The 18,263-nt window shown below is 54.7% G+C and carries 16 protein-coding genes; 3 read left to right on the top strand and 13 right to left on the bottom strand.

From position 1 onward, the window contains the following. Window positions 1-206: 206 nt before the first annotated feature. On the bottom strand, window positions 207-1,802 hold the full coding sequence (locus H7B67_RS04565; RefSeq protein ID WP_185118616.1) for a response regulator: 1,596 nt from the start codon (window positions 1,800-1,802) through the stop codon (window positions 207-209). Further along, a complete protein-coding gene (locus H7B67_RS04560; protein WP_245364090.1) occupies window positions 1,799-3,604 on the bottom strand; it encodes a sensor histidine kinase in 1,806 nt (601 codons plus the stop codon). Before H7B67_RS04560 ends, H7B67_RS04565 begins: the two co-directional genes overlap by 4 nt. A gap of 203 nt (window positions 3,605-3,807) precedes the next feature. Between H7B67_RS04560 and H7B67_RS04555 the strand changes: the two genes are divergently transcribed. Beyond that, window positions 3,808-5,973 (top strand): carbohydrate-binding protein, encoded by a 2,166-nt coding sequence (locus H7B67_RS04555; RefSeq protein ID WP_185118614.1) that lies wholly within the window; start codon window positions 3,808-3,810, stop codon window positions 5,971-5,973. Window positions 5,974-6,106: 133 nt separating this feature from the next. On the opposite strand, the gene H7B67_RS04550 is transcribed toward H7B67_RS04555, so the two are convergent. From H7B67_RS04550 to cdaS, 3 genes are read right to left on the bottom strand one after another with little or no spacing between them, the layout of a single operon-like run. Next, window positions 6,107-6,553: an SRPBCC family protein gene (locus tag H7B67_RS04550; protein WP_185118613.1), complete on the bottom strand. Its 447-nt coding sequence runs from the start codon at window positions 6,551-6,553 to the stop codon at window positions 6,107-6,109. Between the two features lie 25 nt (window positions 6,554-6,578). Continuing rightward, window positions 6,579-7,196, bottom strand: a complete 618-nt coding sequence (locus H7B67_RS04545; protein ID WP_185118612.1) for a diadenylate cyclase — start codon at window positions 7,194-7,196, stop codon at window positions 6,579-6,581. A 13-nt stretch (window positions 7,197-7,209) separates the two neighbouring features. After that, the gene (gene cdaS / locus H7B67_RS04540; protein WP_185118611.1) at window positions 7,210-7,830 is read right to left on the bottom strand and encodes a sporulation-specific diadenylate cyclase CdaS; all 621 of its coding nucleotides are present in this window, start codon (window positions 7,828-7,830) and stop codon (window positions 7,210-7,212) included. A 140-nt stretch (window positions 7,831-7,970) separates the two neighbouring features. On the opposite strand from cdaS, the gene wrbA reads away from it, so the two are divergent. After that, the gene (wrbA, locus tag H7B67_RS04535; RefSeq protein ID WP_185118610.1) at window positions 7,971-8,591 is read left to right on the top strand and encodes an NAD(P)H:quinone oxidoreductase; all 621 of its coding nucleotides are present in this window, start codon (window positions 7,971-7,973) and stop codon (window positions 8,589-8,591) included. Here the strand turns inward: wrbA and H7B67_RS04530 are convergent. Further along, window positions 8,562-9,953: an MFS transporter gene (locus H7B67_RS04530; RefSeq protein ID WP_185118609.1), complete on the bottom strand. Its 1,392-nt coding sequence runs from the start codon at window positions 9,951-9,953 to the stop codon at window positions 8,562-8,564. The genes wrbA and H7B67_RS04530 overlap by 30 nt on opposite strands. Before the next feature lie 113 nt (window positions 9,954-10,066). On the opposite strand from H7B67_RS04530, the gene H7B67_RS04525 reads away from it, so the two are divergent. Then, window positions 10,067-10,954, top strand: coding sequence for a LysR substrate-binding domain-containing protein (locus tag H7B67_RS04525; RefSeq protein WP_185118608.1), 888 nt, complete (start codon window positions 10,067-10,069; stop codon window positions 10,952-10,954). Window positions 10,955-11,075: 121 nt separating this feature from the next. Here H7B67_RS04525 and H7B67_RS04520 read toward each other — a convergent pair whose 3' ends face one another. From H7B67_RS04520 to H7B67_RS04490, 7 genes are all read right to left on the bottom strand, one after another. Beyond that, entirely contained in the window at window positions 11,076-11,456 is a 381-nt protein-coding gene (locus H7B67_RS04520) for a glyoxalase superfamily protein (RefSeq protein ID WP_185118607.1), read from the bottom strand. A 14-nt stretch (window positions 11,457-11,470) separates the two neighbouring features. Then, on the bottom strand, window positions 11,471-12,334 hold the full coding sequence (locus tag H7B67_RS04515; RefSeq protein ID WP_221468670.1) for a protein phosphatase 2C domain-containing protein: 864 nt from the start codon (window positions 12,332-12,334) through the stop codon (window positions 11,471-11,473). Beyond that, window positions 12,331-13,011, bottom strand: coding sequence for a DUF4386 domain-containing protein (locus tag H7B67_RS04510; protein ID WP_185118606.1), 681 nt, complete (start codon window positions 13,009-13,011; stop codon window positions 12,331-12,333). The genes H7B67_RS04515 and H7B67_RS04510 overlap by 4 nt, the downstream gene beginning before the upstream one ends. A 67-nt stretch (window positions 13,012-13,078) precedes the next feature. Next, window positions 13,079-15,226, bottom strand: coding sequence for a winged helix-turn-helix domain-containing protein (locus tag H7B67_RS04505; protein WP_185118605.1), 2,148 nt, complete (start codon window positions 15,224-15,226; stop codon window positions 13,079-13,081). 46 nt (window positions 15,227-15,272) lie between these two features. After that, on the bottom strand, window positions 15,273-16,430 hold the full coding sequence (locus H7B67_RS04500; protein WP_185118604.1) for a DUF4179 domain-containing protein: 1,158 nt from the start codon (window positions 16,428-16,430) through the stop codon (window positions 15,273-15,275). Then, window positions 16,427-16,942, bottom strand: a complete 516-nt coding sequence (locus H7B67_RS04495; RefSeq protein WP_185118603.1) for an RNA polymerase sigma factor — start codon at window positions 16,940-16,942, stop codon at window positions 16,427-16,429. Before H7B67_RS04495 ends, H7B67_RS04500 begins: the two co-directional genes overlap by 4 nt. A 101-nt stretch (window positions 16,943-17,043) precedes the next feature. Continuing rightward, window positions 17,044-18,255, bottom strand: a complete 1,212-nt coding sequence (locus H7B67_RS04490; RefSeq protein ID WP_185118602.1) for an MFS transporter — start codon at window positions 18,253-18,255, stop codon at window positions 17,044-17,046. Window positions 18,256-18,263 lie beyond the last annotated feature (8 nt).

The following is an 18,263-nucleotide window of genomic DNA, read 5'->3' as shown; positions in this document are numbered from 1 at the left end:
GAGAGAACCCCCTAAATCGATAGTTGATTAACAACCTTGGTACACGATTCATGTTAGCCGATCCCCCGCGGGAGCTAAATCAAGCTTCTTTACCGTCGTATTTCCTTTCTTTACTGCTTCGCTCCGAAACAAAAAAAGCGCATAGCTCCCTATGCACTTCTTTGACTTTTGCCGTTCATTTTTTTACCATGCCGATTCTTCCAGTCTCATCCTCGATACTCTTCCGGACTTTGCCCTGTCGTTTTCTTGAATAACTTGCTGAAATAAGTCGTGTTCGGATAGCCCACCCGATTCGCTACTTCGTAGATTCTAATGTTCTTGTCCTTCAGAAGCGACTGAGCCCTCTCCATTCTAATCCGGGTAAGAAAATTAACGAAATTCTCGCCCGTCTCTTGCTTGAATATCCGGCTTAGATACGAGGAATTCACGTTGATCTGGTCCGCAACGGATTGCAGCGAGATATCCTCCGCGTACTGCGACAGCATGATGGATCTCGCTTGTTCCGCATAACTCTGAGGACGCTCGGATCGGCTCTGGTTATGTCTTGCGCATGCTTCCAAGAAACGAAGGACAAGCTCGTGCATTTCGTCCAACGTCTCCTCTTGAAGAAGCTGCTCATAAACGGTGCGCCCTTCTCCTTCCATGACCGGCAGACTGGGATAACAGGAGGAGATCAACGACAAGATGGAGATATAAGCTTTGCGAGCCGCTTGCTCCGAATAGTCTCCCTGCCGCAGCCCTTGTCTTACGGAATCGATGAACGGGACCGCCCCGTCTCCGGAACATTCCACTTCCAGACGGAACTTCTTCTCGTCCTCTTGAGAGATCGGATAGACTTCCGACTCCCGGATCTTCTTCGGGATTCTATCGTAGTACGCAATTCGGCTTCGTCCCTCGAAGTACAAGCTCTTCACCGCCGCATCGGCTTCCCGATACGCCTTCTTAAGGCCCCCGAAGCCGGGGGAGACCCTGCTTACTCCAATCGCGACTGTAATGTTGAGAAAATCCTTGAAAGAAGCCTGAATCTTGGCGAACAATCGATTGTACGAATCGACCTCCTCTTCATGCATGACTTCTCCATCCGCATTCAGGACGAGCAAATATTCGGCGGAATTCTCCACGATAATCTCGCGGCCTCTTCGCCGGGAAACGATCTCCTCCATGATGTTGACGACGGAGTACCTCAGCAGCTTCTCGTCTTGCTCTATATACTTCCTGCGGATCTGTTCGAAACGGTCCACCCTCAGCTTCGCCAGAATCATCGGCCCTTGGACAAGAGCAATCTTCAAAGCCTCGATTCTCTCCAAGATCTCCTCTTCTTCGCGGAAGCCGCTGATCAGTTCCTTGAACAGGGTCTCCTTCAGATAGCCGATGCCCTCCCTCACCTGCTCTTTAAGGACCGCGGCTTCTTCATGCGCGGAATCCTTGGCAATGCGCCTCCGGATGTTGCCGAGCGCGTCTTTGAGCTGCTGCGGCCTGATGTCGCTCTTGATCAAATAATCCGCGGCTCCGAGTCTAACCGCTTCTTGCGCATATTGAAATTCATCCAGACAGCTGAGAATGACGTATTGGCAGCCCTCGTGCTTGCGAGAATTCGACCTAATAAGGTCGAGCCCGTCCATGACGGGCATCTTGATATCCGTTATGATGAGATCCGGCTTATGAATTTCCGCAAGCTCCAGCGCTTCCTTGCCGTTCGCCGCTTCCCCGACAATCCGGAAGCCCTGCTCCTCCCAATCGATCATCGATTTCAATCCGATTCGCATAAGCAGCTCGTCATCGACGATGAGCACCTTATTCATTGCTCGATCTCCCCTTTCTTGGTTCTGGGAATCGTTATCGTGAACGTCGTTCCCTTCCCCTTCTTGCTGGCGAAATCAATCCCGTATCTCTCGCCGAACACTCTTCGTATACGGTTGTGCACGTTGAAGACGCCGATGCTGCCGGAGTGACCGTCCGTTTCCTTCAGTCTTTGCCTTAAAGCAGCGGAAGCTTCTTCTTCCATCCCCGCTCCGTTGTCCCCTACCCGGATCGCGATGTCATTCTCCCCGCAAGCGGTCACCTCTATCGTTAAAGTGCCGTCCTCCTGGTCCGCAATCCCGTGGAAAATCGCATTTTCCACAAGCGGTTGGATACTTAGCTTAAGAATTTCGTAATCGAGCAACCGTTCATCCAGCCGATAACTTACCGCTATTCGATTGAAGTATCGTACCTTCTGAATCGTGAGATAGTGAGCGATGTTGTCGAACTCTTCGCGAATCGGCACCATCCGGTTCTCGACCTTCGAGGAATAACGCAGGATGGAGATAAGCGCCTCCGTCATCTCGACGATCTTGTCCGCTCTCTGCATGGACGCGATCCACTTCACCGAATTCAACGTGTTGTATAGAAAATGAGGATTGATCTGCGCTTGAAGCGCCCGGATCTCCGCCTCCGCCTTCTCCTCCTGCTCGTGATAGATCCGTTCGACAAGCTGCTTCAGCTCGGACGACATCTGTTCGAACCGCTTCGCCAGAAGTCCGATCTCGTCGTTGGACTTGACGGCGGGCAGATTGTCGAATCTCCCTTGCTCGACGAGCGTCATATTCTTCATCAGCCGTTTGATCGGCCTTGTGATCAGATTGGATAAGTAGAACGAGCTGATAATGGCGAACAGCACAAGCGCCATGACTATCATCCATAGATTACGCATAAGGATGTTGCCCTCGACGGCGAGCTCTTCCACGGGCATGTAAATATACGTCGTCCAGTTATGGGCTTCGAACGCCGAATGAATAAGAATATAGCTCTTGCCTCCGGACTTCACGACCTCTCTGGCCGTGTCTTTATCGATCTTCGCCTTCAGGGGGAACAATTCGCTGAAGGGGCGATTGATTCGAGAATAATCGCTGTTGAAGATGACTCTTTCGTTCTCGTCGACGATCGTGAAGGCGGAACGGCTGCTCTCCTGCAGGCGTTTGTTCACCTTGTTGATGAAGTCGATATCGATGCTGATCACCATGAGTCCGAGCAGCTTGCCGTTCTCGAGATCGAATATTTTCCGCAAGTGATAAATCGCCCAATTGTTCTCTTGCTTCGTCTGCAGATCGATCCGGGTAGGCAGATCCCTAGTAATGTCTTCGGAAGCCAGAAAATCTCGGAACCAGCTCTCGTTGCGAGGGTGATACGTGTAATCCACCGGCTTGTTCGTGCTGACGAGCAGATCCTGGCCGCCGTTCAGATTATAGATATAAACCGAGAATGCCCGCTCCTTCATCGTGATGTAGTTCATCAGCAGCTGCGTTGCCTGATTCTCGTTGCTTTGCGAAGCATTCCTTAAATAATTTTGCACCGGATAATTCTCCTGGGAGACGGCGGACACATAGCTGTTGATTCCATAGCTGGAGATAAGGGAGATTTGTTCGGTATCGTCCAGGAATTCCTCGATGCGGATATTCGATTGCCTTGTGATATCTTCCAATAGATCGGTATATTTGCTCTCAAGCATTTGCTGCGAGGATAGATAAGAATTGATGAACAGGATAAGGATAGGGATCAAGATCGAAATGATGAAGAGTACCGCCATCTTGTTCTTAATGCTTACGAATTTGAATTTACGGTACAAGCGAAGAACCTCCATGGCCTCTGTCATCCTTCGTCTCTATGATAGTCCCTATCGTTTAAGCTTGGCTACCCGAGGAACCGAATGGGTAAAAAAAGAAACGCAGGTTGTAAAATTCTTTCATTTCCATCCGTTTCCTCCGTCGATAAGCTAAAAAATGAAAGTGCTTTCAAAAGAGTTTATTTCTACAAAATGGAGGAAGGTAAATGATGAAGAGATCCAAATGGATGTCGGCGTTCCTTGGTGCCACCCTAGTTCTCGGCTTGCTGCCCGCGGAGACTGGACATGCCGCAAACCCGCAATTCCTTGTCGATCTATCCGTGAATACAGGCGCCATCCAGCATGGGGCTTCCGGCTTCCTGTACGGACTCAGCGATCCGGGCATTCCGAGCGACAATATGCTTATCCCGCTCAAGCCTCAATCGATCTCCCAGAAAGCGCCGGACGGCTTGCAGCATCCGAACGGCGATGCTTTGGTCGTCGCTCCCCAATTTATCCGAGCCGGCGGAAGCCAGATTCTGATCGAGATGCAAGACATTTATCAGAACTGGCCTTATGAGAATAACGGTCTCGCCGACTACCTGACGAAAGTCGATACGATTGTGAACAAGGTGCTTGCCGATCCTAATAAGAGCATTTACGCCTTTATCCCCTTCAACGAGCCGAACTGGATTTGGTACAATTCGACCGATAAGCTTCAGAATTTCTTTAACGACTGGAAGACGGTCTATCAACGCATACGATCGATCTATCCTGCTGCCAAGATCGCGGGTCCCGCTTATGCCTACTATCATGCCGACGTATACAGCCAGTTCATGACCTTCGCCAAGAACAATAATGTTCTCCCCGATATCATGATTTGGCATGAGTTGGATAACTCCTTCTTCACGGACTGGAATACGCACTACAACCATTACCGAGGCATCGAAACAAGCCTTGGCATTACCCCGCGGCCTATCATCATTAACGAATATGGAAGAGCGTCGACCGATATCGGCGTCCCGGGCAATCTCGTTCAATTCATCTCCAAGTTCGAGAACAGCAAAGTAGGCGGCAATATCGCCTATTGGACGACGGCCGGCGGGTTGAACGACCTTGTCACGCAGAACAATCGCCCAACCGGCGCCTGGTGGCTTTACAAGTGGTACGGCGACATGACCGGCAACACGGTGCAGGTAACGCCGCCTGCGCAGAACGGTTCCCTTCAGGGCGTCGCTACGCTCGACAGCTCGAAGAAGCAAGCACGCGTTATTCTGGGCGGATCGGTTAACAGCTCGGACGTTTTCGGCACCGATGTGGTCATTAAGGGCTTCGGCTCCGCACCTTACTTCGGCAACGCCGCCCACGTTACGGTATGGGGCACGGACAATACGGGCACCAACCCTGCAGGCGTTCCGTATGTCGTGCAAGAGGGAGACTATTCGATCGTGAACGGGCAAATCGCCGTGCCCGTGAACGGAATGAAGGCACTGTCGGCTTATCAACTGATCATTACGCCGGACAAAGACTTGTCCACAGTAGGCAGCAGCACCCGCTACCAAGCGGAATATGCCGATATATCGGGCACGGCCTCCATTACTTACGGCTCCACGGGCGGCTACTCCGGCACTTCGTTTGTCGAGGGCTACGGCGGAACGAACAACGCGAGCACGAACTTCGTCGTCAACGCCGCTTCGAACGGCTATTATGACGTCACGGTTCGTTATGCGGCCGGACCGTTCGGCAGCGCCCCCTCCACTCGTTCCCTTCGCATGGATCTGAACGGCAGCACTCTGACGGACCTCTCTCTTCCGGCAACAGCCAGTTGGGATACCTGGAACGATTCGACGATCCGCGTCTTCCTGACCGCGGGCATTAACCGGATTAGCTTGAAGGCCTATACGAACGACGAATCGGATGCCGTCAACATCGACTACATCGACGTCCTTTCGGCTTCGGGCACGATGACGACTTACCAAGCAGAAGCGTCGGGCCATACGCGCGGTGGAGCTGCCGCCATCTCCAGCAATGCGAGTGCGGCAGGCGGCAGCGTCGTCGGCTGGATCGGCGGAGGAACGGCCAATTACCTCCAGTTCAATTCCATCAACGTGCCGACAGCCGGACTTTACCGCATGGTCGTTACGTACGCCAACGCCGAAGTCGTAGGGACTCATGCCTATAACAATAACATCGTGAACCGTTTCGCCGACATCAGCGTTAACGGAGGAACGGCGCAGCGGCACTATTTCCGGAATACGCTGAGCTGGACGACCTTCTACACGACAGTAGTTGATGTACAACTGAATGCCGGAAATAACACGATTCGCTTTTCAAATTCCACGGCCTATGCGCCGGATATCGACCAGATCTCTATTGCAAAAGCTCGAGACTAAGCTTAAAAAAGACTCTCTTCGTTCTTCAACCCTTGAGTTCTAAGCAAACGGCAGCCGCGCCTCTTGGCCGGCTGCCGCCTTGACATTGCTTTTATCGTTCTTTAGATGCTGAGGCAACCTGGCAAACGGAAGGTCACCCACTGTTAGACGCCTCCAGTATGGTCTTGATCGCGAGCAAATCCTTGCGATTCGCGCGCCGCATCATCATGGACATGAAGGGGGCGAACAAGGCCGAGAACCCCTTCGGGTTGCCTCGGTTGCGCAGCGTCATTCGGGTAGCGCCGCCGTCGACCGTCTCCCATGTGTACGTCGTCTCCATTGGAAAAGGTCCCTCGGACGTTCTCATGACCAACCGTTCGCCTGGCTCATAGTCAGCGATTTCATAAACGTAAGCGAGCTCTCGTCCGAGGAAGTTTGCTTTAAAGGCGATCCGGGAGCCCGCCGCCAACGGCTTCGGCGTCCTCCACTCCGCCGACCGAATGTTGGCGTACCACTGCGGGGCATGATCCGGGTCGGCCGCATAGGCAGCGACTTGATCGCGCGGTCGCCGAATGATCGTTTCCGTAAGAACGTCTACCATCTTGAACCTCCCGCTTCATCTTCCCTTACGACGAGATCGACACCGGAATCAGCTTCCCGTCCGACCCGACCGAAGTCGCCCCGCTATCCGAGACTAGCAGGACAAGAGCGTCGCATCGCTCCGACAAGCCGACGGCGGACAGCTCGCGGACGTCATACATCCGATCCCAGAAGATCTCTTCCGTAAGCGGGAGCGCATGGCCCGCGGATACGATGGTTTCCCCTTGAATCAGAACCGCGCCTTCATGGAATTCGCTTGCCGGATGGAACAGCGTCTCCAAGAGCTGGCTGGAGATTCTAGCCTGGATCGGCGTTCCCCCGCTTAGGTAGGGAAGGACGGAATCGTTCTTCTCGATTACGATTAACGCCGCATGGCCTTTGGTGCTCAACCGATGAACGGCTCGGGAGATTTCTTTATTGCTCGCCGTATGCTCGGATAATAGCCCTTCCAGGTAGTACGTGGACGTTAGCGACTCCATGGCCGAGAATTTCTTGGAGATGTCCCCTATAACGTTAAGGAGCCGAATATGGCCCGGTTCGAATTGCGACAGCTCGACATTCAACGTTTCGGATATGTCCGTAAGCATCTTGGCAAGCTCGGCCCGCAACGAGGCAAAGTCGCCGTTAACCGCGTTAAGCTCCAAGCGCTCAGCCCTCCTACTCCCGATCCATGAAATAAAAAGGATAAAGGGATCCGTCGAAGGCGAACGATGGCGTGCCCGTCTCCTCCGATACCACGAATACCAAGGCGTCCGTATGCTCCGATAGACCGATCGCGGCACGATGCCGGGTTCCCATTTTCCTCGTTCGATACACTTTCTTCGTTAAGGGAAGCACGTTGGCGGCGGATACGATGCCGTCGTCCCGGATGAAGACGGCGCCGTCGTGAAGCGGACTGCCCACGTTGAAGATGGATTCCAGCAGCGTGGACGTTATCTCCGCCCCCAAGGGAATGCCGGCCGTCATCCTATCTTCCACGGAAGCTTCTCTCTGGATAACGATAAGCGCTCCCGTCCGCATGGTGCTTAGATTCCGGACCGCCTTAAAAATCTCGTTGCACTTACGGGTATAAGGATTAAGCAGCCTCGTTAAATGATACGTCGAAGCCGCTCTGGCGATATCCGCGAAGGATTTGGAGAGGTGCCTAAGCTCTCCCAACAGGTCGCCTCCGTCCTCGTTAAGCGAAACGAGAGCGGCCCTGGCATGATCGGTAAAGGCCAGGAATCGGCTTCTAAGGTCGATTGATTGCTCGGACAAGCCTTCGCTCGAACATTCCATGGGATGCCCCCCCCTTCTTATTGGATTATTTTCTCCAAGGCTGGATTCTTTATCACGCGCAGCCAGACCCGCTTCCATGGCGGAATAAGCCTTGTCGGGGGATGGGATACTGAGGGAATAAAAGGTCGGAGGTGGGGAACATGTCCAAGGTCAAACTGGCGATCGTCTATTACAGCTCGACCGGGGTGAATTATCAGCTCGCGCAGTGGGCGGCCGAAGGAGGGAAGCAGGCCGACGCCGACGTCAAGCTTCTTCGGGTGGAAGAAATCGCTTCCCCCGTCTTAATCGAAGCGAATCCGAAGTGGAAAGCCCATCTGGAAGCCACCCGAGAGATTCCGATCGCCACCGCGGACGATATCGTTGCCGCGGACGCCATTATTTTCAGCACGCCTACCCGCTTCGGCAATATAGCCGCGCAGATGAAGATGTTCCTGGATACGACGGGGAAGATCTGGTTCAGCGGACAGACCGTCAACAAAGTCGTCAGCGCGATGACCTCGGCCTCGAACGTTCACGGGGGCCAGGAAACGACCGTCGTCTCCTTGTATACGACCATGTACCATTGGGGAGCCGTCGTCGTCGCCCCGGGGTATACCGACCAATCCTTGTACGCCGCGGGAGGCAATCCCTACGGAGTCAGCGTAAGTACGGACGAGTTGGAAAAGAAAGCGAAGGAGGTGCGGGCAGCCGTCCAGCACCAGGCCAAACGAGTGGTCGCCATTGCGGAAGCGTTAAAGAGAGGGCTCCGATCCGACTGGTGAACGACTCTGTCGTAGACTCATCATGATTAGAGCCAACGCAATGACCGCGAGGACAATCCCCAGCAGCCGAAATCCCGCAAAGCTGAACGAATCCCCCATGATGATGCCCGTCAACAAGGAGGACAAAATGGTCCCCAGATACCTCGACGTATTGAATAGCCCGGAAGCGACGCCGGCTATTTCTTTGGGAGAGCTTGCGAACAGGGCCGCCTGCATTCCTACGGCGTTCAACCCGTTGCTGAAGCCGAAGGCAACGAGCGCCAAGCTTACGCCGATCACCGGGGAAGTTTCGTTTAAGGTGACGATCCATACGGATCCCAGCGTCATCAGGATGGCGGCTACGATCAAGGCGGGCCTGGGCCCCGATTTATCGATCCATTTGCCCGCTATCGGAGAAGCGACGAGCGAGCTTAGGCCTAAGGTCAGCATAAGAATCCCCGTGTGGAACTCGCTGACGTGACGCACCATCTGCAGATAAGAGGGCAGACCGAAGAACAGAGCATAAAAAAGCAAGTTGACGAGAATGAACTGAACGTTGACCCACGTCATGGCGGGATACTTGGCGAACGTCCTTAGAGGAATAAAAGGCGACGCCGTACTTAATTCATGCCGCACGAAGACTGTCAGCGCCGCGAGGCCGATCAAGCCGACAAGGACGCTCCATAGGGACGCCTGTCCGGACGATTCCGCGGACAGCAAGCCGATGAGCAGAGCAACAAGGCCCACCGTAAAGAGCAGGATCCCGGGCGCATCGATCGCGTGCAACCATTGGCGAATAGACATCTTGCTCGCGGCGGGTGCCGCTTGTCCGTCCTTCGGAATCATCCTCCAGGCCAAGACAAAGCTCGCCGCCACGAACGGAACGTTGACGATAAAGATCGCGGGCCAGTCCCCCCACTCCAGTAGCATCCCTCCCGCGAAAGGGCCGATCGCCGCCGCCCCGGATAAAAAAATGGACAAAACGGACAGAGCGGTCCCTTGTTTCTCCGCGATATGGATCCTGACGATCGCCATTCCGACGGCAACCATCATGCTGGTTCCGATCGATTGGACAACGCGGAATACAAGAAGCCATCCGAAAGTTGGCGAGAACGGAGCCAGCAAAGAAGCCGCGAGGGAAACGACCAGCCCCGCCAGGAAGATCTTCCTGCGGCCGAATAAATCGCTGGCCTTGCCCATAACGGGCTGGGCGATCGCGCTCGCGATGTAGAAAGAAAAAATAATCCAGGAGACGTCGGTAAAGTCGAGGCCGAACTCCTGCTGCAGCCTTGCGATGGCAACGGAAATCATGGAAGAGTTCAATGGGTTTAATAGGATCCCCAGTCCGACGGCAATCATCAGCCATCTGCTTCTTGCATTCATGGCTCAAGCCCCTCTCATCTGCGATAAAGCTATCTTACCTCCTCCCTTTTATTCACTCCAACGCATTTTAAGTTATAATGTCATTGACCCAAAGGAATGGATGGAGGTTGGCCGTGGAGCTTCTTCAGCTGCAGTATTTTCTCGAGGTAGCCCGTACCGAGCACGTGACCGAAGCCGCGCGAAGGCTGCACGTGACGCAATCGTCCCTAAGCAAAACGATTCAGCGCCTGGAAGAGGATCTGGGGGTCTCTCTGTTCGACCGAACGGGGAGGAAAATGCGCTTGAACGAGCTCGGAAGCCGGTTCCGTAGCCGCGCGGAGAGGGCTTTGTTCGAATTGGAACAGGGCAAACAGGAGATGAGCGATAGGTCCGGCCCGGAACAGGGGACGCTCGAATTGGCCGTGACCACCGCGAGCACGCTGCCTCCTATTCTTCGGGAGTTCCGGAAGAAGCGGCCCGACGTCCAAATTCACGTGCAAATGCTAAGCATGCAGGAGATGGTGACGCTTCTCCATCGGGGAGAGGTCGATTTCTGCTTGTCCTCCCCGCCTATTCAGGAGGAGGAGATCGAGTGCCGGATCGTGATGGTCGACCCCGTCCTCTTGGCGGTTCCCAAAGGGCATCGGCTGGCGGGCCGGAGCAGCGTATCCTTGACGGAGCTGCGGGAGGAATGGTTCGTCGGCGTCAAGCAGGGCTACGGAATTCGCAGCCTCGTGGATTCGATCTGCCGATCGGCCGGGTTTCAACCCCGGTACGTGTATGAGGGAGATGAACCGGCTAGGCTGAGCGCCCTTGTGGAAGCCGAAATCGGAGTGGCCTTCATGCCGAGCACGGCAAGGAATTCCTATGAACAGATCGACTATTTGGCAATAGAGAACGATCGAATGGCACGGGAAATCGCCTTGTTATGGCACAAGAGCCGCTATCTTTCGCGTGCGGCTCTGGATTTCCGCGATGTCGTGGTAAAGTATTTTGGGACGCTCTCCCAAGCGGATACCTAATTCAATCGATGTTCATGAATTCCGGGCAACCGTATACGGTTCTGCGCGACACGATCTTTACGCATCCGTCGATGGCCGAGGCCTTGAACGATCTGCTGAACGCGATCGGTTAACGATATCGTTAACCGATCGTTTCATCAAGCTCTTCTACAAGAGTGCAGATCCGTAACTGATTACCGTCCGGATCTACGATTTTCATCATGCGAAGCCCTTCAAGCTCCTCATTCGGAGGCTCTATAATACGGATATCCTTCTTGCTCTTTAATTCGTCGTACCAGCTATCCACGTTCGAAACAAAAAAATGAATCAATCCGCCGACCTGGCAGTCCCCCGTATGCTCGGTCAAATAAAGAGTCATTTCGTCCTTGGTGATCTGAACAAAAACGGGGAAATGCGGTTCGAATCGATGCTCCCAGTCGATTTGAAACCCCATTCCCTCCACGTAGAAAGCCTTGCTTCTTGCATAGTCGGTTATACGGAGCGCAGGAATCACCTTTTGCATATGGACTCTCCCTATTAAGGCGCAATCTTACTAAAATTAATCACAACGGCGGTCTTGTCGTCCGATTTCTTAAAGCGGGCATAGGCAAGGCACTCGGGATCGTTTTCTTCAAGTTCTATTAGCTCTTGAGCATAAAGATGGGGACCCCTGTTCAATATCTTATGGGCAACAGCGGTCCAATACGAGCTTTGTTCCATTACGATACTGGAGGGCCAGAACATCCCATCCGTCAATAATAGAATATGTTTTAGACAGGTCAGATTGATTTTCCCGTATTCGAAAAAACGAACCGCGCTCTCTTCCCCATTTAGAACTCCGTAACCACCGTCTGTATTTGACTGATATCGATTCTTTTTTATCGTCTCTATAATGGTTTCATGAAGTTCTTTCCGGCTTTTTAAGCCTTTGGTTATTCCTTCCTGCCATTTGGCGAATGCGGGAGCTTCCAAGTGAGAAACCTGTCTCCTAGTTAAAGGTCGAACCTCATCGTCATCATACACGGCTAAAATCATGCAATCGCCCGTCTGTATGAACTCCACGCCGTCATCCTGAACGCGAACGATTGCCGCTGCCGCCCCCCAAAGCTCATCTTTTTTCCTCAGATCTATATTTTCAAGAATCATTTGCTCCCTTAGAAGATCGTTGGCTTCAACCAAGCGGTCCGCTAGGCTTCCAAGTTCGGCAACCGATTCAAAGTAGTTTTTCACCAGATTCGCTGCGATAAAACCGCCGGTTTCCTTTTTGGAATTCAGATAGGGTACCAAAGAAGATACCCCATCCAGAACTCCATATAGATTGGCTTGGGGACGAGAAATAATGGCATCCTCGTTTAGCAAGCCCACGCCTTTCCGCGTGATCTCCTCGTAAGTTACGATCAACTTGACCCTCCGTTCTCGATTATTTTCTCCTTATGATGGAGTCCCTTCATGATTAACCATAAAGGAAATACGATTTCGAAGATAGCTCCCGGAACAAACAGAACGGGGCCGATTTCTTGGCCGAGGATCGCCAGACAGCTGTTCGCCAACAAGGCGGCATACCCGACGAAGCCGATGACGGACAATGCTCGCGGAACCAGCCTCGATCGATAGAGGATGCGGCAAAGCAGCAAGCTGCCCAAGCTCAGCACGATCATGGCCATCTCGAAGAGCACGGAACGCGCTTCTACCAATAAGTCTCCTATCGCTGCAAAGGGCGAACCCGCGGTAGCGGCATCCGCGGAGTTGGAGTTATCGCTCAGCGCGACAAGCAGGAACGGAGCGATAGCGCTTAGGATAAGCAGAGCAGACTCCAGAATTCGGGAACCGAAGTACCCCAGCGCAAACGCTTCGTTATGTTGCTTTAAGATGGGATGCAGAAGGATCGCAATCCCCGCCACCGCCATGGCGTTTATCAGCTCCAGGAACAATCCCGCATACACGCTTGCCCGGTCCGGATATAGTCGGGCGAGAAAATCCGGCCGATCGAGAACCGAATCCATAAGCCCGCTTCCTATCAGATAAGCCACCGTCGATATCAGAAACAATACCCCTGCCGCTCTTGCCGTCATCTTCATGCCTATCTCCCTCTTCTGCTGAATTTACATCCAGTTTAGCTTGAAGAGGCAGGGGGCCGTAGACACTTTAGTGTGGTTTGCGGGTGTTCGGGATTAAATTCCATTCTCTGGCGCGGGCGATCGCTTCGGTGCGTCGTTGCACCTGAAGCTTCTCGAAGATCCGGCGGTTGTGCCCTTTGACCGTGTCCAACGCCAAGAAGAGCTTCTCTCCGATTTCCCTGTTCGAGAGCCCCTGGGCGATCAGCTCCAGCACCTCGAGTTCTCTCCGGCTGAGCGGCTCAATTAGGCTGCCCTGCCCGTCGTCTGATTTGAGAAGGCGCTCCAGACCCAGCCGCGCTTCGCGGAGCGCCGGAAGCGGCAGATCGCCTGCCAATCGAAGGGCCTCTCGGTAAAATTCCGCCGCCGAATCGGTCTGACCTTCGGCTTCCTCAACTTGACCCAGTCCGATCATGGCCATGACGGCCATCAGCCGATGGTCCATTATTCGGCTATTCGAGATGACTTCGTTATAGGCCTCGCGAGCCGAAGGATAAATTCCGCGCCGCTGGCAAGCGACGCCCAGCATCCAGGCGGCCGCCGTCCGAACCGGGAGATTGTCCGGTCGCAAGTACGCAAGCGCAAGACGGGACTGTTCGATTATTCTGTCCGTTTCTTGCCATCCTCCGTTTATCCGCTCCTCGCTTGAAGGGGCAATCAAGCCGACAAGCTCTTCGGTCTTGTCGTCGGACGGCGCGTTCTCCATGACCGCTTCGGCTGCCCGCAGCTTGCGATCGGCGCCTCCAGGATAAGGATGGCCGGTCGACTCCAAGGACGCCAATGTAGCCCGGGTCGCGGCAATGAGTCCGAGCAGGTCCCTGACGCCGGCGTTCGATTCCTCTCCCGCCAAAGTCGTCTCCGCCGCTTGCAGCTTGCTTTCCACGTCCGTCAGCCTGCCCGCCATCAGCAGAGCCGAACCGTATATCACCCATAACGAGGGTCTAGCATCCAATTCGGCGGCAGGCAACGTCTTCAGCCAGTTCAGCGCAAGGCCGGCAGCCCCGCGAAGATGCAGAGGCAACCCATTGCCTTCCAGCAGACGAGCGGCACGTTCGATGTCCCGGGATTCCGCGGAATGACGGAACGCTTCTATATCGAATCCGTTCGCCTCATACCAGACGGCTGCCCGTTTATGCCATTCCGCGATACGGCTCCCGCCGACGCTTTCTTCCAGCCTTCTGCGGAGCAAGTCGGCAAACAAATGGTGATAGCGATACCACCGCCGTTCGTTGTCCAGGGAAACGACGAACAGGTTCTTGCGCTCAAGCTCCATTAACGTGTCCTTCCCGGGAACCGAGGGATCGAGCATAAGATCATCGCACAGAGATCCGCACAGGCGATCGAGAATCGAGGTCCGCAGCAGGAAGGCTTGAACGGCTTCGGGCTGCCGCTGCAGGACCTCTTCCACCAGGTAATCCAGCACGTAAGGATGACTGCCGTTAAAAGCCTGAATAAGCCGATCGGCGTCCCGATCTTCCTGGATGGAGAGCGCGGCCAGATGCAGACCCGCAACCCACCCTTCGGTACGCGATTCCAGCGATGCGATTATATCCGCAGACAGGTTAAGGCTCATTACGCGGTTCAAATAAGCTTCGGATTCGGACCGGGTAAACCTCAAGTCGGCAACGCGCAGCTCGGTCAATTGGTCCCGGACCCGCAACCGGGCGAGCGAAAAACCCGGGTCCGCGCGGGTTGTCAGGACAAGATGCATCTGAGCGGGAAGATGGTCGAGCAGGAAAAACACGGCATCGTCGACCGGCGCCGACATCGCGGCGTGGTAATCGTCCAGAACGAGGATAAAGGGGTTCGGGAGGGCCGCGAGCTCATTCAAGAGTACGGTCAGGATCGACTCGGCCGGCGGAGGCTGAGGAGTTTGCAGCATGGCAAGCGCGCCTTCCCCTATATTCCCCTCAAGCGTTCGCAGAGAGAAGATCATACAGGTGATAAAGCGCGCTAGCTCGTTGTCCCCTTCCTCGAGCGACAGCCATGCGGCCGGCCTTCCGCATTCCGCGAGCCATTCGCCAACCAAAGTCGTCTTGCCGTAGCCCGCGGGCGCGGAGATTAGGGTCAACTTGCGGTATAAGCCTTTGCTGAGCCTCTGGGTCAATCGCGGGCGGAGAACCGCTTGCGGCCGAGGCTTGGGAATATATAATTTGGTAGCCATGATAGGAGTAGACATGGTTTTATCCTACCATGGCCGGTTATAACCATCAATTGGCAATTCGCTAAGGATCGAGCTCCACGACCTTGCCGGTAACGTCGCCCAGGCTATCTACCGTAAAGACCAGTGCCAATACCTTTCCGTCTCTCTCGCTGAATTGGAAGGGATAATCGCCCGTCTGCCCTTCCGGGAAGAATAAATCGGGAGTCAGCGTGACGTTCCAGACGTCGTATTTGTAGTGAACTCTTCCCCGATCGTCGGGGGTCAACTTTTGGACGGACTCGAGGATCGTCGTGCCTTCGGGAACTTTTTTCTTCCGCTCTGCGGACTTCGTCGCCATCTCCTCCGACTTGCTCTCCAGCAACGCTGCCGCATCGTTCTCGGCAGCCGTCTCCTTCTCCTCCGGCTCCTTCGGCAGCTCCCGCAAATACGCTTCCGCCTTGGCCGGATCGGCTTTGGACTTATCCAGCGGAAGCTCGAACAACGCGGCTGCTCCCTCGTAATCCGGCCGGAGGCTGATCTCGCCCGTCTCCTCGTCGTAGGCGATCGCATCGTTGCTGGGGAACGCCGTGCCGCCGACGACGGCCAGATAGACGCCTCTGTCGGCGAACATCTCCACTCCGTCGCATTCGATGAGCCGATACATGACGCCGTCCAGAACGGTTTCGCTATAACCGCCGTGCATGCTAAAGATGTTTACCTGCCAAGGCTTTAAGCCTCGCATAAGAGGCGACACGTAGAAGGGCACTTCCCCGTATTCCGGATCGCTCGTCTTGGGCATCGGACTTCCGTCGGCGTTCGCTATGGATACGACGGCATACGTTTTCTCGGGGGAAATGTCGCTCGACAGGTCCTCCAGCCCGTTCAGCCCCGCTCCGGAGACAAGTCCGTGCAGCGTAATCTCGTAACCTCCGGACACGACCGATTCGTTGATTTCGACAGCGTCGCCGCTCGCGAAAGCTTCCGCCAACGGTCCATTGCCGAGATGCTCGGCTACCTGCTGGGGACTTAACAGCTTTACGGCCGCGAACGCGGATACCGACAGGAGCAGCGTGAAGACGGCCGCCAGCACGCCTATCGATATCCTTTTCCTCCCCTTAGGTCTCGCTTCGCTTCTCTCCCTATACCGATGAATGACGTTTCGGTTCAATCGTTCATCGGGCCCCGCCTCCGAAGCCAGGGCTTGGCGAAGCATGCGGTCCCACTTATCGGAATCGCTCATAGAGACTCCACCTCCAATTCCTTCTTCATCGCCTGTCTGGCTTGATATAGCCTCTTCTTGACCGTTCCGGACGGAATCCTCAATGCCGACGCGATCTCCTCGATGGACAGCTCCGCGGTATAGTACATATAAAGCGGAATCTTGAGCTTATCCTGAAGACGGTCCGCGGCCTCCTGGATTTGGCGGCGCCGCTCCGAAGACAGCAGGGCATCTTCCGGGGACTCGTCCGTAAATATAGCATTGTACTCGTCGCTGTATTCCGCCGTGGGCGCGATTCTCTGTCTCCAGGCGAACTTCCGGCGCTGGTTCTTGCGCAGCCCGACCGCGACCGACAGGAGAAAGGCTTTCGGATTGCGGTTGCCGTCCATCTTCTTTCTCGTTTCTATCGCTTTAAGCAAGGTTTCCTGATAGAGATCGTCCGTATCCGCCCGGTTCGACGTCAGTCTAAGGCAGAAACCGTATAACGCTTTGCCGTGCCGTTCGATCAGATCGTTGAGCTCTTCGATATCCAAGCCGCTTCTCCTCTCCGAATGATCATTCACCTCTATATGGTCATAACTCGGGCAATGGTTCCCTAGCAGTCTTGCAGCCGAAAAAAAAGAACGCATATCTCCTATCCTCGGAGATATACGCCCTGATGCAACACGCGATTCACCTTCTCGGCGCTTAACAACATCATAACGAGGAACGCAAGCGCGATGAACGGCAATAAAACGATGCTCGTCTGCGCGGCAAGGACTCCGAACAGCGGAGGGAGAAAGGTCGCTCCCGTATAGGCGACCGCCATCTGGTAGCCCATCAGCTTGGCGGAGTTCTCCTTGCCGAAACGCGCCGGAGTTTCATGAAGGAGGCCGGGGTAGATGGGAGCTAACCCGAGTCCGATCAGAACGAGCCCGGCTAGGAAAAGCGATGGCAGCGGAAGCAAGAGCAGCACCCCGCCCGCAATGGCGATCATCTGGCCGCAGCGGATCAGCACGCGATTGTTGACTTTCAAAGTGATGAAGCCGGTAATCAGCCTTCCGACCGTTATTCCGCCATAATATAAGGAGATCCAACCGGCGGCCGACTCGGCCGTCATGTCCCTTGCCCCTACCAGATAGCTGGCTCCCCATAATCCGACCGTGGCTTCGACCCCGCAATAGAATAAAAACGCGCTAAGAGTAGGCTTAACCCCTTTGATCCGGAGCACGTTGCCCTTGGAGCCGCCCGCGGATCGTCCCTTCTCCGATGCGGCTTGGTCGGGAAGCTCCTCGCGGTTCTCGACCTCTCCGTTTGCGGCGACGCGCTTCCAAAGGGGGAGCGTAACCAGCAGAACAATCGCGAGCGAGAATTGGATCATGGATACGGCGGCATACCCCTCTCTCCAAGAGTTATGCTCTGTCATAAAATAAGACATGATGATCGGTCCCATCGTAGCCCCTACGCCCCAGAAACAGTGCAGCCAGTTCATGTGATGGGCTTTGTAATGGTCGGCGACATAATGATTCAGCGCCGCATCGATGGCTCCTCCGCCTAAGCCCAGCGGAATGACCAGCAAGACAAGCCAGATCAGCGAAGGAGCCGCGGAGAAGCCAAGCAGCGCTCCCGCCGTAAGGCAGCAGCTGATCAGCGTGATTTTCCCCGTTCCGACCCGCGCAACCAAACTCCCGCTCGCCAGGCTGGACACGATGGTTCCTCCGGCCGCGATCATGGACAAGACTCCCGCGAAGCCGAACGATGCCCCCATGTCGAGCCGCATCGAAGGCCAAGCCGACCCGAGCAGGGAATCTGGAATTCCTAAGCTAATAAAGGCCAAATAAATAATCGCTAGAAAAAAGGTTGCCATCCTGCCCC

The organism is Cohnella thailandensis (assembly GCF_014212135.1).
Lineage (GTDB): Bacteria > Bacillota > Bacilli > Paenibacillales > Paenibacillaceae > Cohnella > Cohnella thailandensis.
Note: the sequence above shows the minus strand (reverse complement) of the source record. Positions and strands in the feature narration are given on the sequence as shown.

Excerpts from the sequence above, each read along its gene's own strand:
- H7B67_RS04565 (WP_185118616.1), bottom strand. The coding sequence starts at position 1,802 with ATGAATAAGGTGCTCATCGTCGATGACGAGCTGCTTATGCGAATCGGA.
- H7B67_RS04555 (WP_185118614.1), top strand. The coding sequence starts at position 3,808 with ATGATGAAGAGATCCAAATGGATGTCGGCGTTCCTTGGTGCCACCCTA.
- H7B67_RS04550 (WP_185118613.1), bottom strand. The coding sequence starts at position 6,553 with ATGGTAGACGTTCTTACGGAAACGATCATTCGGCGACCGCGCGATCAA.
- cdaS (WP_185118611.1), bottom strand. The coding sequence starts at position 7,830 with ATGGAATGTTCGAGCGAAGGCTTGTCCGAGCAATCAATCGACCTTAGA.
- wrbA (WP_185118610.1), top strand. The coding sequence starts at position 7,971 with ATGTCCAAGGTCAAACTGGCGATCGTCTATTACAGCTCGACCGGGGTG.
- H7B67_RS04530 (WP_185118609.1), bottom strand. The coding sequence starts at position 9,953 with ATGAATGCAAGAAGCAGATGGCTGATGATTGCCGTCGGACTGGGGATC.
- H7B67_RS04520 (WP_185118607.1), bottom strand. The coding sequence starts at position 11,456 with ATGCAAAAGGTGATTCCTGCGCTCCGTATAACCGACTATGCAAGAAGC.
- H7B67_RS04510 (WP_185118606.1), bottom strand. The coding sequence starts at position 13,011 with ATGAAGATGACGGCAAGAGCGGCAGGGGTATTGTTTCTGATATCGACG.
- H7B67_RS04505 (WP_185118605.1), bottom strand. The coding sequence starts at position 15,226 with ATGTCTACTCCTATCATGGCTACCAAATTATATATTCCCAAGCCTCGG.
- H7B67_RS04500 (WP_185118604.1), bottom strand. The coding sequence starts at position 16,430 with ATGAGCGATTCCGATAAGTGGGACCGCATGCTTCGCCAAGCCCTGGCT.
- H7B67_RS04490 (WP_185118602.1), bottom strand. The coding sequence starts at position 18,255 with ATGGCAACCTTTTTTCTAGCGATTATTTATTTGGCCTTTATTAGCTTA.